Source organism: Sorangium aterium, from assembly GCF_028368935.1.
GTDB lineage: Bacteria > Myxococcota_A > Polyangia > Polyangiales > Polyangiaceae > Sorangium > Sorangium atrum.
Genome location: NZ_JAQNDK010000005.1, coordinates 58,559 through 74,909, shown reverse-complemented (window position 1 = coordinate 74,909; position 16,351 = coordinate 58,559). Strand labels below are relative to the sequence as shown.

General features: G+C 72.1%; 10 protein-coding genes and 1 tRNA gene. 7 read left to right on the top strand and 4 right to left on the bottom strand.

The genetic code is table 11. From position 1 onward, the window contains the following. The first annotated feature begins 201 nt into the window (after positions 1–201). From mxcH to POL72_RS38610, 6 genes are all read left to right on the top strand, one after another. On the top strand, positions 202–2,883 hold the full coding sequence (gene mxcH / locus POL72_RS38635; protein WP_272101867.1) for a TonB-dependent siderophore myxochelin receptor MxcH: 2,682 nt from the start codon (positions 202–204) through the stop codon (positions 2,881–2,883). 53 nt (positions 2,884–2,936) lie between these two features. Then, positions 2,937–4,202, top strand: coding sequence for a DUF4374 domain-containing protein (locus POL72_RS38630; RefSeq protein ID WP_272101866.1), 1,266 nt, complete (start codon positions 2,937–2,939; stop codon positions 4,200–4,202). A 48-nt stretch (positions 4,203–4,250) separates the two neighbouring features. After that, positions 4,251–5,858 carry a PepSY-associated TM helix domain-containing protein gene (locus POL72_RS38625; RefSeq protein WP_272101865.1) on the top strand — a complete coding sequence of 536 codons (1,608 nt, stop codon included), beginning with the start codon at positions 4,251–4,253 and terminating at the stop codon, positions 5,856–5,858. Next, the gene (locus POL72_RS38620; protein ID WP_272101864.1) at positions 5,851–6,198 is read left to right on the top strand and encodes a hypothetical protein; all 348 of its coding nucleotides are present in this window, start codon (positions 5,851–5,853) and stop codon (positions 6,196–6,198) included. Before POL72_RS38625 ends, POL72_RS38620 begins: the two co-directional genes overlap by 8 nt. Then, entirely contained in the window at positions 6,191–6,478 is a 288-nt protein-coding gene (locus tag POL72_RS38615; protein ID WP_272101863.1) for a hypothetical protein, read from the top strand. Before POL72_RS38620 ends, POL72_RS38615 begins: the two co-directional genes overlap by 8 nt. A 333-nt stretch (positions 6,479–6,811) precedes the next feature. After that, positions 6,812–6,898 (top strand) — tRNA-Ser (locus POL72_RS38610). Positions 6,899–7,095: 197 nt separating this feature from the next. On the opposite strand, the gene POL72_RS38605 is transcribed toward POL72_RS38610, so the two are convergent. Together POL72_RS38605 and aspS are read right to left on the bottom strand one after the other, a co-directional pair. After that, the gene (locus POL72_RS38605; RefSeq protein ID WP_272101862.1) at positions 7,096–8,481 is read right to left on the bottom strand and encodes a DUF4388 domain-containing protein; all 1,386 of its coding nucleotides are present in this window, start codon (positions 8,479–8,481) and stop codon (positions 7,096–7,098) included. A 205-nt stretch (positions 8,482–8,686) separates the two neighbouring features. Then, positions 8,687–10,636, bottom strand: a complete 1,950-nt coding sequence (gene aspS / locus POL72_RS38600) for an aspartate--tRNA ligase (protein WP_272101861.1) — start codon at positions 10,634–10,636, stop codon at positions 8,687–8,689. A gap of 290 nt (positions 10,637–10,926) precedes the next feature. Between aspS and POL72_RS38595 the strand changes: the two genes are divergently transcribed. Continuing rightward, complete coding sequence (locus tag POL72_RS38595; protein WP_272101860.1) at positions 10,927–12,852, top strand: hypothetical protein; 1,926 nt, start codon at positions 10,927–10,929, stop codon at positions 12,850–12,852. Positions 12,853–12,963: 111 nt separating this feature from the next. Here the strand turns inward: POL72_RS38595 and POL72_RS38590 are convergent, their stop codons facing one another. Both POL72_RS38590 and POL72_RS38585 read right to left on the bottom strand, forming a co-directional pair. Further along, the gene (locus POL72_RS38590) at positions 12,964–15,138 is read right to left on the bottom strand and encodes a transglutaminase TgpA family protein (protein ID WP_272101859.1); all 2,175 of its coding nucleotides are present in this window, start codon (positions 15,136–15,138) and stop codon (positions 12,964–12,966) included. After that, positions 15,135–16,349: a DUF58 domain-containing protein gene (locus POL72_RS38585; RefSeq protein ID WP_272101858.1), complete on the bottom strand. Its 1,215-nt coding sequence runs from the start codon at positions 16,347–16,349 to the stop codon at positions 15,135–15,137. Before POL72_RS38585 ends, POL72_RS38590 begins: the two co-directional genes overlap by 4 nt. Positions 16,350–16,351 lie beyond the last annotated feature (2 nt).

The following is a 16,351-nucleotide window of genomic DNA, read 5'->3' as shown; positions in this document are numbered from 1 at the left end:
ATCATAGGTGGAATTTTGGATTCTGGACGACACGATCCCGTCAACGAATGAAATTGAATTCTGTTTTCATCTTGGGTACCGAAACGTTCGGACATGTTGGTCAGTTCGGTTCCCCAACCGCCGCGCCCCGAGCCGCGGGCCAGGTTCAAGGTGGACGCGGTGGCGCGAGGTGCTCTCGCGCTTCGAGGCCCGCTTGCAGGCGTGTTGACCTTCCTGCTGCTCGGCCTGCAGGCACCGGCGCACGCTCAGGACGGAGGCACGCCCGAGCGCGCGGGGGGGGACCGAGAGCCGCGCGTGGACGCGCCTGCCACCGGCTCGCCCGATCCGGAGCGCTCACCGTCCGGCGCTGAAGGCCCCCGGATCGAGCCGCCGCGGCTGCTCGAGCTCGTCGAGGCCGAGTACCCCCGGGAGGCCCGGGCGGCACGACGGGAGGGCAAGGTCGTGCTGAAGCTCCTGATCGACGCGACGGGGCGCGTGACCGAGGCCGAGGTCACGAGTCCAATCGGCGATGGCTTCGACGACGCCGCCCGCGCCGCGGTGCTCCGATCCCGCTTCACGCCGGCGCGCCGGGGCGGCACGCCGATCGCTGTACGGATCCTCTACAGCTACGAGTTCCGGCTCCCCGAGGAGGCCCCGGCCGAGCCCACCTCCCCGGCGACGGGCGGAAGCGCGGTCGCGGCCACGGGCATAGCGGCGACCACGCTCCCGCGGGCCACAGGGCCCGACCAGGCCAGCAACACCGCAGCTCCTCCGCCGGCCACAGGGCCCGACCCGGCCAACACCGCAGCTCCTCCGCCGGCCACAGGGCCCGACCCGGCCAACACTGCAGCGCCCGCCGAGGTGACCGTGCGCGGCGCCGCGATGGCCGAGCGCCTCCGGCAATCCGCGCAGGCGATCACGGTCATCGAGACCGAGCAGGCGCAGCGGAGGACCGCCGATCTGGGCGAGGTGCTCGCCCGCACCCAGGGCGTCGGCGTGCGGCGGAGCGCGGGGCTCGGGTCGTGGGCGCGTTTCTCGCTGAACGGCCTCACGGACGAACAGATCCGCTTCTTCATCGACGGCGTGCCGCTCGATCTCGCAGGCTACCCGTTCGGCGTCTCGAACGTGCCTGTGAACCTCGTCGAGCGCGTCGAGATCTACCGCGGCGTGGTGCCGGTGCGCTTCGGCGCCGACGCGCTGGGTGGAGCCGTCAACCTGGTGACCGATCGGGACGTCCGCGGCACCCACGGCGCGGCGTCCTACGAGGTCGGCTCTTACGACACCCACCGGCTCTCCCTCACGGCGAGGCACCTGCACGAGCCGAGCGGCTTCTTCACCCGCGTGAACGGCTTCTTCGATTATGCGAAGAACGACTATCCGGTCGACGTCGTGCTGGCGAACGAGACGACCGGACGAGAGGACTCCGAGCCCACCCGTGTTCGCCGCTTCCACGACGCCTATAGGGCGGCGGGCGGGAGCGCCGAGCTCGGCTTCGTGAATCGGCCCTGGGCGCGGCGGCTGCTCCTGCGCGCCTTCGTCACCGACTACGACAAGGAGCATCAGCACAAGTTCGGCGTCATGAAGACGCCTTATGGCGAGGTCACGAACGGCGAGACCGTGCCGGGCGCGACGCTCCAGTACGAGCACGGGATCGGCCGAGGCGTCGCCCTCGAAGCGCTGCTCGGGTACACGTACGGGCGCGCCACCTTCCTCGATGTCAGCGAGTGCGTCTACGCCTGGTCCGGCCGCTGCATCAGCAAGCGCACCGTCCCAGGCGAGGACGGGCCGCGCCCCCGGGACCGGGTGTTCCGGGAGCACAGCGGCCTCGGCCGCCTGAACCTCCGCTACCGGCCCCACCCGGAGCACGCGCTGCAGCTCTCCGTGTCTCCGACGTTCATCGCGCGCACGGCGGAAGAGCGCAGGTTGGACAACGACGACCGCGAGCAGCTCAGGGGCGGACACAGCCTGTTCACCTGGGTGCACGGCGTCGAGCACCAGCTCAACCTGTTCGACGATCGCCTGGAGAACAGCGCCTTCGTGAAGGACTACGTGCAGCTGCTCCGCATGAAGGGGCGGCTCCCGGGGCTCGACGGGCGCTTCGACCGGCAAGAGCGCGACACCCATCGCCTCGGCGTCGGGGATGGCCTTCGCTATCGCTTCTCCGGGTGGCTCTACGCCAAGGCGTCGTACGAGTGGGCGACGCGGCTGCCGCGGCCCGTCGAGGTGTTCGGCGACGGGGCGATGATCGTCCCCAACCTCGAGCTCAAGCCCGAGACGAGCCACAATGGAAACCTCGGATTCACGATCGACGCGCGCGACACCGCGTGGGGCGCGTGGCGGCTCGACGCGAACGGCTTTCTCCGCGCGGTCGAGCGGCTCATCGTGCTGAACAACCGCACGGACTCGATCCAGTACATCCACGTCTCGGGGGCCCGGTCGCTGGGCGTCGAGGCCGCCGCGGGCTGGACATCGCCGGGAGAGCACGTCGCCCTCGACGGCAACATCACCTACGACGATTTCCGCAAGACGTCGGACGAGGGGAACTTTGCTCGCTCCGAGGGCGAACGGATGCCGAACCGGCCGTGGCTCTTCGCCAACGGCTCGGCGCGCTTGCAGCTCCAGGAGGTCGCCGCGCCGCGCGACGCGATCTCGCTCACCTGGGATACGCGCTACGTGCACGGGTTCTACCTAGGCTTCGAGAACTGGGGGCGGCCCGACTCCAAGGCCAGGGTGCCCTCGCAGCTCCTGCACTCGCTCGCGCTGACCTACGTCGCGCGCGACGCGCCGCGCACGGTGAGCTTCACCATCGAGGCGCACAACCTCACCAACGAACCGGCCTTCGATTTCTACGGTACCCAGCGACCCGGGCGGACGCTGTTCTCCAAGGCGACGCTGGAGATGTGATGACGACGATGTCGAGGTGAGCTCTCTCGCTCGCGCGACAGGAGGAGACTCAGATGCGTGTGATTCAGCGGAAGCAGCGGCCATCGAACCGGACGAGCGCGACGGCCTTCGCGCTCGTGCTCCTGACCGGCGCGCTCGGCGGCGGCTGCGCGGACGACGAGACGTCGAGCCCCGTCGAGCAGGGCGGCACCGGTGGTGGTGGCAACGGCGGCGACGCGTTCGTGGTCGCCACGCGCGTCTGGGACGACACCGCGACCAACTCTTACTTCCACGTGGTGTCGTCGCTCGAGGCAGGCACGCCGGTCGACCCGACCCAGGCGCTCGAGATCCCCGGATCGGCGAGGCTGTTTGCGTTCGAGGGGCAGGGCTGGTTCGGCATCGGTGACGGCCAGTCGCCGACGATCTCGCATTACACGCTCGGCAACGGCGACGCGCTCGTCAAGGGAGACGCGATCAGCCTCCAGCCCTTCGGCGTGCAGGACCTCTGGCAAACGAATTACATCATCTCTCCGACGAAGGCGTACCATCCGGATCGCGCTGGCGAGCAGATCGTCGTGTGGAACCCCACGACGATGGAGGTAGAAGGGACGATCCCGCTGCCGGACACCCACCGCGATGGCCACCTGGCGGTGTACGGATATGGCTCGGTCCTGCGCGGCAAGACGCTGCTCTTCTCGGTGGGGTGGTTCGACTGGCAGACGACCGACACCATCGTCCCGGAGACGGGGCTCGTCGTGATCGACACCGAGACCGACACCCTCGTGCGCTTCGACGTCGACGACCGGTGCGCCGGGATCACGCAGTCCGTCGAGACGGCCTCCGGCGACGCTTACTTCGTGAGCTCGGCGCTCGCGGGGGCGTCCTATCACGTCGAGCGGCTGGAGACCGAGCCCTGCGCGCTGCGCGTCCTGAAGGACGCGGACGCCTTCGACCCGGACTTCGCCCTGAGCCTGGGCGAGCTGGCCGGCGGCGCGATCGTGGGTGATCCCATCCCCGCGGGCAGGGACAGCCTCTTCCTCCGGGTGTTCGAGGAAAGTCTCGCCACGATCGACGAGGAGACCAAGACCTTTCAGATCACGAGCCAGCCGGCGTGGCGCTGGTGGCGGTGGGATACAGCGACGAACGAGGCCAAGGAGATCCCGGATCTGGCCCCCTCGCCCGCCAACGTCTCCTTCTTCGAGGTCGATGGCCGGGTCTTCACGATCGACGAGAAGAACGGCTCCACGGAGAGCACGCTGATCGAGCTCACGGCCGAGGGCGGCCCGAAGCTCGGCCTGACGGCGCCGGGGTACCTGCACGGTCTGGCGAAGGTGCGATGAGATCGAGCGGCGCGCGGCGCTCCGCGTGAGGGGACAAGGTGACTCGCGATGGCCAAGAAGCTCTCCCGCCATGCCTTCACGACCTTCTGGGACGTACACGCGTGGGTCGGCGTGATCGGTGGGCTCTTGCTCTACGTGATGTTCCTGTCGGGGGGGATCGCGCTCTTCCGGAGGCAACTCGAGGTGTGGGAGGAGCCGTTGACCCAGCAGCGCTCCTCGATCGAGCAGGTGGGGCTCCAGGCCACGCTCGATCAGGGGCTCGCCGCCGCGGGGACGACGCCCGAGCAGCTCTGGCTCTATCCGCCGGAGGGCGGGCTGGGCGTCGCGCGGCTCCTCTACTTCTCTCAGGGTGAGCGGGTCTCGCGGTGGGTAGAGGAGCCGCTCGTGCCCGAGCGCGAGCGGCTGTCCGACTTCCTCTTCGAGCTGCACTACCTCTGGCACAGGGTCACCGGCGTGTGGCTCTTCTATGTGGCCGGCCTCCTGTGTGTCGCGCTCCTGCTCGCGCTCGCGACCGGCGTGCTCATCCACCTGAAGGACATCGTCCGGCAGTTTCATCAGTTCCGGCCGGACAAGACGCGCCGTGTCCTGTGGTCGGACATGCACAAGGTGCTCGGCGTGATGGGCCTGCCGTTCCAGGTCCTCTTCGCTTACACCGGAGCGTTCTTCGTGTTCCTGGGGTTGCTCGTGCCGGTGTTCACGGATCCCGTACTCGGCGGAGACGCTGGTCGAGCGGACCAGGTGGCCTGGGGAGCGTCCTTTGCGGACGAGCCGGCGCGCGGGACGCCCGCTCGCGGCCTGACGCTGGACGAGCACCTGGCCCGCGCGCGCGCCGCCGCGCCCGGGCTCGTGCCGGAGGTGTTCTCCGTCCGGCACCACGGCCTCGACAGCGGCACCGTCGATATCCGTGGATCGATCGAGGGCGTGCCGTTCTCGCGCAGCATCGTGCGCCTGCGGGCGGTCGACGGCGCGGTCCTCTCGCTCGACGCGCCGGGCGCCGAGGGCGGGCGCAGCGGCGTGATTCGCTGGATCTATGGGCTCCATTTCGCGAATTTCGGCGGCGTCACGCTTCGCATCCTGTTCTTCGCGCTCGCCCTGGCGACGTGCGCCACGATCCTCACCGGCAACTGGATCTGGCTCGCTCGACGGGAGGCGCGGCAAGAGCGCGTCGGCAACCGCCTCCTCGCGCGGCTCACCGTGGGGTTCGGCGCGGGGACCGTCGTCGCGATCGCGGCGCTGTTCCTCGTGAGCCGGGCATTCCCGCTCGACTGGAGCGGCCGTGTCGTCGCCGAGGAGCTCACGTTCTTCGTGGCGCTCGGGCTCTGCGTCGCCTGGGCGCTCGCCGCGCGGGACGGCGGGCGCCTCTGGTCGCGGCAGCTCGGGCTCGCGGGGCTCTTGCTGCTGCCGGTCCCCGCGCTCGCGGCGCGCTGGTCGGGGGCGGGGCTCTTCGGCGCGGGGCCGAAGCTCGGCGCCGTCGTCGCCGTCGACGTCGCGCTCCTGCTGACGGCCGCGGCGCTCTGCGCCTCGGCGTGGGCGCTTCGCCGGGCGATCTCGCGACCCGAGGCGCGGCTCCTGCCGACGCGGGGCGCGCCGCCGCCCTCGCTGGCTCACGGCGGGGCAGGGCTCGTGGCCCGGCGGCAGACGGCGACCCATGGTTGAGACAGCGTCGGTCCTCTCGGCGTACCTCGCCTTCGCGCTGCTCCACGGGGCGCGGCCGGAGCGCCTGCCGTTCGGCGTCGCGGCGCGGCTGCGCGCGAGGCGCGAATGGCGCGCCTCGGCTCGGGCCCTGGCCGTCGCCTTCTTCTCGCTGTCGGTGTGGCTGTGGAGCCGAGCCGAGGCGGGCGCGGCGGCGCTCCTCGTCCCCTTCGCGGCGCTCCTCTGCTCCGCGAGCGCGTTCGTCCTGCTCGCGCCGGTCTGGCCGCGCGCCGTCTGGGGCCTCGCCCTCCTGTGTCCGCTAGCCATCGCCGCGCTCTCGCTCCTCGGAGCGCGCCATGGTTAGTCGCCGCCTCGCCCGCCTCGCCCGCCTCGACGCCGCGCTGCGCGTGCTCGCGGCGCTGGTCGGGACCCTCCCGCTCGCGGTCCTGGCGAGCGTGTGTCTCGCGCGATTCGCGCCGTTCGCCGAGAGCACGCGGGCCGCCCTCGGTTTTTCGCTCGTGGTGCCGCTCTGGCTCGCGGCGATGTGCTTCGCCTTCCTGGCCCGCAGCGCGGCCCGCGCGTGGGGGGTCTGCGCGGCGCTCGGCGCCGTGTTGCTGGCCCTGGCCTACGTGGTGCCGCAATGACGGACGCGCGCTCCTGGCGAGCTCCTGGCGACCGGAGCTGGCCCGGCGCCTTCGGCGCTCCTCGTTCGTTCGACGGTTCCCGGCCGATCCGAGCGCCAAGGGCCGAGCCCGACAGCCTGCTTCCCGCGCCGTCCGTCCCGCCCCCGCGAGATCCGTCGCCACCGGCATCCCCCTGCACGATCTTTTGTGCACGGCGACAACCTCTTTGGTATGTTGCCGCTCCCTCGCCGCCGCGCCGAGCGTCGACGAGCCAGCGTTCTTTCTATCGTCATGCATCGAGGTCCGCGCTGCTCCTGCGCTGAGCACGGGGCGGGCGGACCATCCTGGGTACCAGGAGAGGTGGCCGAGTGGCTGAAGGCACACGCTTGCTAAGCGTGCGATCGGGAAACTGATCCGCGGGTTCGAATCCCGCCCTCTCCGCTGCGAGAACGCTCAGCGCTACGCCCATCGTGCGGCGGCCTGAGCACCGCGAACACGCGAAACACGCGAACACAAACGGACGACCCGCGGGCGATGCGGGCCGCGCTCGCTCGTGCCGCTGCGGTGCGCGACGCGTCGGCGGTCATCGCGCCGTCGCGGCCTCGCACGGGACCGCATGGCCCGCGCGGCCGCGGCGCTCAGGCCGCCCTGGTCCTCAGCACCCGCGACTGAAGGAACTGGTAGATCGTCTTGATCGCGTCGAACGAGCCGACCGCGCTCTCCTTGATCACCTCGTTCACCGTGCGCGAGCCGTTGACCGCGCCGAGCACGAGCTGCTCGATGCGCGTCAGCTTGCCGGAGCCCACGCCGTCGAGCGCGACCTGGTCCACGACCACCACCTGGTCGAAGTTGATCGTCCCCTCCATGAGCCGCCACTCGTCGACGCGCCGGAACCCCTCGAGCACCAGCGCGGACACCGGGAGGCCGAGGTGCGCCTGCTCGACCTCGGGGCGGAAGGGCTCGCGCGTGAACGAGAAGCGCCCGTACGGCCAGCGCAGCACCTCGTAGATGAGCTCGCTCGACTGCCGCTCCAGCACGGCGATGAGGTCGTCGTTCGTCGCGACGCCGGCCTCCACGAGCACCTGGCCGAGCAGGGCGTGCGGCCGCTTCGCGCGGAGCAGCGCCTCGAGCCGCTCCCGCGTCAGGAGCCCGCGCTCGATGAAGTAGCGCCCCAGCTTGAACTCGTCCGACGAGTTGCGCGCCTGCACCAGATCGATGAGCCCCTGGCGGAGCGAGATCGTGACCGACGCGCGGTTCGTGGTCACCCGAAGCACGCCCGTCTGCCGCTGCATCTGGAGCAGCTGGAGGATCTCGGCGAGCGGGATCGCGGAGACGTCGCCGCTCATCACCTCCTTCGCGTCCGCGGGCGTGTCGTCGAGATCGCGGAGCGTCAGGGTCAGCTTGGAGACCACCTCGCTCGTCATCACGCGGGCGACCGCCTGCATCACCGCGGCCTCGTTGGTCCGCGCCTCGATCGAGAGGCTCATGATCGCCGGCGTCATCACCGTCGACAGCTGCTGCGCGAACTCCGCGCCGGCGCGCTGGCGCATGCTCCTGGCGAGGAGGCTCGGCCGCACGCTCTCGGCGATCGTGTCCTCGTCGGGCATCTTCGCGCCCTCGGGCACGGGCCGCGCGCGCCCCTCCGCCGCCTTCGAGAGCGCGCCCTCGATCACCGCGACGAGCGCGCGCGCGTCGAACGGCTTGGTGATCGCGTCGACGGCGCCGGTCTGCTGGACGAACTGCCCCCTGAGCTTGTCGCCCTTGGCGCTCATCAGGACCACGGGCACGTTGCGGTGCGACGGGTTCGAGCGGAGCTCCCGGCAGAAGGCGTAGCCGTTCATCCTCGGCATCACGAAATCGAGGAGGACGAGATCGTACTTCGGCCCCTTCTTGACCAGCTCGATCCCCGCGAGCCCGTCGCGCGCCACGGTCGGGTCGAACCCATTGCGAGCGAGGATGGCGCTGACGACCTTCAGGATGGTCGGGCTGTCATCGACAACGAGGACTCGCGCCGGGGAGGCCATGGCGAAGGATACAGGCCCTACCCTACCAGAAGTGCGCGGCCTGCAAACATAAAGGCCAACGCGACCGGCCGCGCGCGGCGAGGCAGAGCACAGCGCGCGCGGCGGCGGCGGTGGTGTGGCAGCGCGGCGAGGGGCCCGCCGCGCCGCCGCGCCACTGCCGCCGCCGGAGGTGCATCCGATCGCGCGCGTGCCCCCCGGGCCGGCATCAGGCGCCGGCGCTGCCGGTGCCCGTCGCGCCCTGCCGGGGGTCCGCGGCCGCGACCGCCGTCTTCACGTGAAGCTCGGCGAGCTGCGCGGCGTCGACGATCACGGGCGCGCCCGTCATCTGATCAGTGCCCTGGTTGGTCTTCGGGAACGGGATGACGTCCCTGAGCGTCGGCGCGCCGCTGAGCAGCATCGCGAGCCGGTCCATGCCGATCGCGATGCCGCCGTGCGGGGGCGCGCCGCTGCGGAGCGCGTCCAGGAGGAAGCCGAACTTGTCGCGCGCGTCGTTCTCGTCGATGCCCAGCGTCTTGAAGACGCGCGCCTGCACCTCGGGATCGTGCAGCCGGATCGAGCCGCCGCCGATCTCGAACCCGTTCAGCACGAGATCGTAACGGTAACACTCGACGCGCGCCGGATCGCTCTCGAGGAGCGGGACGTGCTCGTCGATCGGCCGCGTGAACGCGTGGTGCGCGGCGGCCCAGCGCCCCGTGTCCTCGTCGAACTCGAACAGAGGTGGGTTCGTCACCCAGAGGAACCTCCACTGGTCGCCATGCCCGTACTCCGGGATGAGCCCCATCTTCTTCGCGACGTCGATGCGGAGCTTCGCCATCACGGTGTGCACAACGGCTTCCTTGCCGAACTGGAAGCAGAGGACATCGCCCGGCTTGGCGCCGAGCACCTCGTTCAGCTTCTGCCGGAGCTCCGGCGTGATCGACTTCGTGAGGGGCGACTGCGTCCAGGAGCCGTCCTCGGCGAGCTTGGCGCGCGCGAGGCCGCGGAAGCCCTTCACGTCGCGGAGCCCGCGCTCGAGGTCCTCGGTCTGCTGGCGGGACAGGTTGGCGCTCGCCGGGATCACGAGCCCCTTCACGATCTCGGCCGGCAGGTCGCGCCGCAGCTTGCCCGACTTGAACTTCTCGGCGAGCTCGACCCAGAACGGCACCCCGCCGCCGTTGTGCTCGATGATGAGGTCCGTGAGGTCGGTGTGCTCGATCCCGAAGCGGAGGTCGGGCTTGTCGTTGCCGAAGCGGCGCATGGACTCCGCGTACGGCATGCGCGGGAAGCGGCCCGTCGGGTAGAGCTCGGTGAGGTCCTTGCCGAGGGCGGCCTTGAACACCGCGAAGACGAGCCCCTCCATCAGCCCGAAGACGTCGTCCTGGTTCACGAACGACAGCTCGACGTCGATCTGGGTGAACTCCGGCTGCCGGTCGATGCGCAGGTCCTCGTCCCGGAAGCACTTCACGATCTGGAAGTAGCGGTCGAAGCCCGCGACCATGAAGAGCTGCTTGTAGAGCTGCGGGCTCTCGGCGAGCGCGTAGAACTTCCCGGCCGAGATCCGCGAGGGGACGAGGAAGTTGCGCGCCCCGCCCGGCGTGTACTTCACGAGGAAGGGCGTCTCGAGCTCGAGGCAGCCCTTGTCCGACAGGTAATTCCGCGTCGCCCGGTTGATCTCGTGGCGCATCCGCAGCGCCCGCTGGAGCGGGGCCCGGCGCAGGTCGAGGTACCGGTGCTGCAGGCGGATCTCCTCGCGCGTCTCGATCTCGTCCGCGATCTCGAACGGCGGCGTCTCCGCCCTGTTGAAGATCGTCGCTTCGGCGACCCAGACCTCGATGGCCCCCGTGTCGATCTTGTCGTTCACGTTGCCTTCGCGGCTGACCACGACGCCCCGGACGCCGACGACCCACTCGGACCGGGCCCGCTCGGCGGCGGCGTGCGCGTCGACGAGGTCCTTCTCCTCCGCCTTCAGGCCATGCTTCCTGATCGCCTCGAGGTAGCTGCGATCGAAGACGATCTGCGTCACGCCCGTGCGGTCGCGGAGGTCGATGAAGATGCAGCCGCCGTGATCGCGGCGCCGCGCGACCCAGCCGAACAGCACGACTTCCTTGCCGATGTCCGCCTCGCGCAGATCGCCGCAGCGGTGCGTCCTCTTGAGCTCATCGATGAAACGGGACACGAGACGACCTCCGATTTTCCGTGGAAGGGGCGACTCTAGCCCAGGTCGCCGCTCACCGCCTCTCCGTATCCTCCGCGCCCTGCGCGCGCGGATCGGCCCCGCGCGCGTTTCGCTGGCGGCGCGGCGCGCGGGGCGGCGGGGCGGCGTGCGGCGCGGGCCAGGCGCCGCCGCGCGCCGCCGCCGAAGCGCGCACCAGCGCGCGCCGGAACTTGGCCCGGCCGCGGCCGATCTGGCATGGCCGCTCGGTGGGCTCCGGAGAGAAACGCTGCTGGCCCGATCGGTCGCTCGCCTTGCTGTCGGCCGCGCTGCCCTTCGGGCTGTCGCTGGCCCGCGCCGCCTCCTCGGGGCAATGGCGGGAAGATCTCACGGCCGTCCGGGATCTCGGCCTCGTCGCGGTCGGCGTGGGCGGCGGCCTGTCGACGGCGCTCTCGCAGGCGCTCAGCCTGCTCCCGCTGGGCTCACGCACCTTCCGCACCGCCCTCGGATCGGCGCTCGCGCTCGCGCTCGCGTCGCGCCTGCTCTACGGGATGGTCCGCCGCCTCCTCCTGGAGTCCGCGCGGCCGGCGCCCTTCCCCGGGCTCTCGCTCTGGCGCAGGCTCCGCGGCGGCGCAGCCGAGGTGACCCCCGCCGGCGCGCCCGCCGCGCCGGACACGCTCGGCGGCGCCGTGAGCCCGCGGCTCGCCTCCGTGCTCTCCGCGATCGCCGTCCTGACGGCGGCCCTGTCGCCGACGTGGCAGCGCGAGGCGACGGTCGGCGGCGGCGCCATGGTCGCCACCTGCTGCGCGCTCGTGACGCTCGCGCTCGCGTCGACCTGCGCCGAGCAGGCGCGGCACGCCGGGCGCGCGTGGATCGCGCTCGGCGCGCTCCTCGGCGCCACGTTCGCCGAGAGCCCCCCCGCCGGCCTCGCCGCGCTCGCGGCGTCGTACGCGATGTTCCTCGCGCGCGGCGGCGCACAGCACGCGAGCGGGCGCCCCGCCGAGGCCTCGGCCGGCGGCCCGCCCCGGCGCCTGCTGGGCGCCGCCGCCGGCGCGGGGGCGCTCACGGCCGCGCTCCTGCTCGCGCCGCTCGCGCTCAGGCCCCTCGCGCCGCGCGCCTGGGCCGACATCGGCCGCGCGCTCACGGCCGGCAGCCTCTCCGCCCTCGACGTCGCGAGCGCCCGCACCACGGCGCTCGCCGCGTGGAGCCGCGAGATCGGCGTCGTCTCCCTGCTCATCGCCGCGGCCGGGCTCTCGCTCTCGCTCCTGCGCCCGCGCGCGCGGTGGCTCGTGGCCCCCTTCCTCGTCCTGCTCGCGCTCGACACCCTCCTGCCCGCGCGGGCTGCCGGCGTGCTCTCCGCGGATCCGCTCACCCCCCTGCGCTCGCTCGCGGTCGCCGCGATCGCCGTCGGATCGGCGCTCGGCGCGCACGCCGCGGTGCGGGCGCTGCTCCACACGCGCGTGCCGTTCTCGCGGAGCGGCGCGGCGCTGCTCGTCGTCTTCCAGCTGACGCTGGTCGCGCTGACGAGCGAGGAGGCGGGCTTCGCCGCCGATCGGAGCGAGCAGACGGCCGCCGAGGTCTGGACCGACGAGGCGTACGGGAGCCTCGATCCCGGCGCCGCGATCCTCGTGCGATCGCCGGCGATCACGTGGCGGGTGTGGGCGGCGCGGATCACGCGCGGCGAGCGGCCGGATGTCCTCGTGGTCCCGATCCCGCTGCTCGATCGCGGCCACGTCGCCGCGAGCCTGCTCGCCGACGAGCGCAAGCTCGCGCCGCTGCTGCGCGACTTCGCGCTCGCGGGCGAGCCCGGCGAGTTCGCCCTCTCCACGCTGGCCGACGTCCGGCCGCTCCACGTGGAGCTCGACCCGCGCTGGTCGAAGAAGCTGCTCGGCCACCTGAACGTCGCCGGCATCTGGCTCGAGTACGCCCCGCAGCCGCTCGGCGCCTCGGATCGCAAGCTGGCGACCGCGCAGTCGATCGCGCCGCTCAGGCGCGTGCTGGAGTCGCTCTCGATCGCCGCGGTGCCGGACACGTCGACGGCGGCCGTCCTCGCGTCCACGATGCGAAGCCAGTCGGACGTCGTGAGCCTGCTGGGCGAGCGCGTCGTGGCGCAGTCGTTCCTCGACCGGCTGGGCGAGCTCGCGCCCCAGGATCCGTTCATCTCCGGCGGCCCGAGCCGCCGCGCCGTCGCCGGCATCCGGCAGGCGTTCATCGCGAGGCGGCCTCTGCGCCGCCGTTGACGCGGCCCGCGCGGCTGGAGCAGCTCGCGCGGCGCAACCGGCGACGCTCGCGCGCCGCGGCCCCGGGCGCGCCGCTCGTCTTCCCCTCGTCTTCCCGGTCCCCGGCCGCGATCAGGGCGACGCGGCGAGCCCGCTGTCGCTCGCAGCGCGCGCCCGCCGCTCCGCCCCGCGCAGCGCCTTGACCCGCCGCTCGAAGTCGCGGCTGTCGTCCTCCGTGAGCGTCGCCCCGCCGAAGCGGGCGCGCAGGTAGACCTGCGTGAGCGTCAGGATCTCGCGCGCCAGCGGGTGATCCGCGAGCTCCAGCGCCTCGGCGTGACGCAGCGGCGGCAAGCTGGGGGGGCGCGGCACGCCCTGGACGAGCATGGCGGCCTCCAGGCCCTCGTAGAGCGCGGTCGCCAGGATCGCGCTCGGCGTGCGGCCGGCGTCCGCGCGGCGCTCCTCGCGCCCGCGGCGCGTGCGGCGGAAGCGCCAGTAGAGCAGGCCGCCGCCCAGCGCGAGCGCGACGGCGGCGACCGCGAGGATCCGCGGGCGCGACAGCGAAAGATCGCTGCTCGATCCGGACCTCCGGTAGCGCGACGTCAGCGTCTGGAGCAGGCCCACCTGCTGGTTCAGGTCGTAGCCGACGACGTGCCTGTCCCAGCGCTGGCTCGTCGCCTCGATGAAATCGCGGAGGTACGCCCAGGCCCCGACCAGCTCGCTCTTCGGCGCCGCGTCGGCAGGCGGCGTCGGGTCGAACGTCATCCACCCCTCGCCGTCGAGGTACACCTCGACCCACGAGTGGGCGTCGCCCTGCCGCACCGCATAGAACCGGCCGAAGCGGTTGTAGGTGCCGCCGACGAAGCCCGTCACGTTGCGCGTCGGGACGTCCACCGCGCGCAGCAGGATAGCCATCGCGGTCGAGTAGAACTCGCAGTGCCCGCGCTTCGACTCGAACAGGAAGTGATCGAGCGGCTGCGGGTCCGCGCCCGACGGCGACGCAAGGTCGTACCGGTACTCCGTGCGCAGGTGCTCCTGGATCGCCCGCGCCCGGTCCGCCGGACGATCCACGCCTTGCGTCCACTGCTGCGCGAGCTCGACGACGCGCGACGGCAGATCCCTCGGGAGATCCAGGTAGCGCCGCCGCTCGGCCGCCGGCAGGCGCTGGAAGGTCGGCGACCGCTTCCGCGACAGGAAGACGTCGTAGACAAGCCCGCGATCGTCCGTGGGCTGGTACCTGAGCTCCCCCTCCGGCCCGCGCTGGGCCATCGCGTTCGCGTCGACCCCGAGCTGCCCGCGGTGCTTGAGCCGGAGCCCCGTGGCGTTCGGCGGCAGGAAGATCACGGGCGGATCGATGGGCTCGAGATCGATACGCATCACCGGGTCGACCGCCGGGTCCGGGTACCGCTCGATCGGCACGAGCCCTCCGTCGCTCTCCGTGGGGCGCTTGAAGGTCTCGCTCTGGGTCCAGGTGCGGCCGTCGTACGCGTCGAGCGCGGTGCCGCGCAGGTGCATGGTGAGGCGCGGGGGCGGCGGCTCGGGGAGCTCGGGGATCTCGACCCGCATCGCCAGCTTGGGGTCGCTGCGCAGCACGCCGACCGCGCCGAGGTCGACCTTGCCCGAGAAGCCGATCATCCGCCCGGTGTGGCCGCGGTTGAGCAGGAGCAGCGAGAGGCCGACGCGCGGGAAGATGACGAACAGGAGCGCGGTGAAGACGAAGATCGGGACGGAGAGCAGGCAGGTGACGGCCAGGAACGAGCGCCCGACGACCCGCCTCGAGCGCAGGATGCGCGGCACGTCCACGGGCAGCCCCGTCCGGTCGCGCGCCCCCTGCCGGTAGTTGCCCTCGACCTCGCGCCGCAGGTGGCTGAGCACGAGCGCGCCTGGGGCGACGACGAGCACCCCCAGGAAGCACAGCCCGTAGCCCATGCCGCCGCCGAGGACGGTCCCGGCGATGAGGTGCAGCAGCGCGAGCACGATGACCTGCTGGTCGTGCGCCGCCCCTTTGCGCGTCGCGAGCCGGATGATCTGCAGCGCCGCGGCGAACTCCACGAGCACGTCGAGCACGCTCGCGTCGGTGGCGACGATGCGGACCACCTGGACGGCGATGACCGCCAGCAGGATGCCCGTGTCGAGGTGGCGGAGCGCCGGGTGCCGCTGCCACGACTCGCGCACGACGAGCGCGAGCCCGAGGCTGATGAGGATCGCCCAGCTCACGTAGCGGTTGAACTGTCCGCTGGCGACGAGGGCGATGACGCCGAGCGCCGCGAGCGCGTCGGTCATGACCCGGTGCACCATCCCGAACCTCATGACGCGCTCCTCGGCGCGCCGGCGCGGCGCTCACCGCTGCTCGGGCTCGATCCCTGGCGCTGCGGCGCGCGGGCGCCGCGCTCGGGCGCCCGGCCGTCGTCGACCGCATCGAGCAGCGCCAGGAAGCGGAGGATCGCGTCGGAGCCGATGTTGCGATCGCCGCGCACCCGCTCGCCCAGCGTCGTCGCGACGACCACGGCGTCGCCGCGCTTGATGTGGGCGACGGCGCGCGACGCCGCCTCGCGGATCCTCCGCTCGAAGGTCGGCGCGAACGCGTCGCCCTCCCCGGCGGGGCGCACCGTGTCGACGACGATCTGCACGTCCGGCCGCGTCTCGCGGGTGCGCTCGCGCAGCACCAGCTGGTCGCGCATCGTGCTCTTCTTCCAGTAGATGTCGCGCGGATCGTCCCCGTCGCGCATCGGCCGGAGGCCGAAGGTCTCGTCGCCGCCCCCGCGCCCGCTGAGGCTCGCGCCGCCCTCGCGCCGGCCCGCGTCCTCGACCGGGAGCCGGACCGGATCGACCGCGGGGTAGATGATGAGATCGCCCTCGGCCTCGACCTCCCGCGATTTCTCGAACAGCCCGAAGGGAAAGCGGGTCGCGATGCGGAACCCGGTGTGCCGGTCGCGGCCGCGCCTCGCCGGCGTCCGCCGGTACGCGGCCACCTGCGCGCTGGAGGGGCTGATCTTCAGGAAGAAGCAGCGCTTGTCGGCCGGCTGGCCGGCGCGCAGATCCTCGACCTCGATCGCGTACGACGGCACGCGCTTCTTGTGGTTGTAGACCTCGATCTCGACGAGGTGAGCCCGGCCCACCTGGGCGCGGGCCGGGAGCCGCCGGGTCACCGTGAGGTGCTGCAGCGACAGGTCGCTCATCACGCCGGAGACGACGATCAGCGACAGCAGCATCCCCAGCAGCAGGTAGAGGAGGTTGTTGCCCGTGTTGATCGCCGCGAAGCCGACGCCCAGCGTGATCCCGAGGTAGTACTTTCCTTCCCGGGTGAACTTGAGCTTCCGGGGCGGCCTGAGGAACAGCAGGAGCCTCGTCCACAACGACGCCTTGTCCCCGCGCGGGGGCAGCAGCGGCCGCTGCTCGACCAGCGGTCTATCGCGCCTCGGCTTGCTCGGCCGGACGGCGCTCCGCACCGCTGCGCCGGCGCGCTCGGTGCCGCGGGAGCTGCCGCTGACTGATCCCCGCTCCCTGTCCTCTGCGCCCATCG

Excerpts from the sequence above, each read along its gene's own strand:
- POL72_RS38605 (WP_272101862.1), bottom strand. The coding sequence starts at position 8,481 with ATGGCCTCCCCGGCGCGAGTCCTCGTTGTCGATGACAGCCCGACCATC.
- POL72_RS38615 (WP_272101863.1), top strand. The coding sequence starts at position 6,191 with ATGGTTAGTCGCCGCCTCGCCCGCCTCGCCCGCCTCGACGCCGCGCTG.
- POL72_RS38625 (WP_272101865.1), top strand. The coding sequence starts at position 4,251 with ATGGCCAAGAAGCTCTCCCGCCATGCCTTCACGACCTTCTGGGACGTA.
- POL72_RS38620 (WP_272101864.1), top strand. The coding sequence starts at position 5,851 with ATGGTTGAGACAGCGTCGGTCCTCTCGGCGTACCTCGCCTTCGCGCTG.
- POL72_RS38590 (WP_272101859.1), bottom strand. The coding sequence starts at position 15,138 with ATGAGGTTCGGGATGGTGCACCGGGTCATGACCGACGCGCTCGCGGCG.
- POL72_RS38630 (WP_272101866.1), top strand. The coding sequence starts at position 2,937 with ATGCGTGTGATTCAGCGGAAGCAGCGGCCATCGAACCGGACGAGCGCG.
- POL72_RS38585 (WP_272101858.1), bottom strand. The coding sequence starts at position 16,349 with ATGGGCGCAGAGGACAGGGAGCGGGGATCAGTCAGCGGCAGCTCCCGC.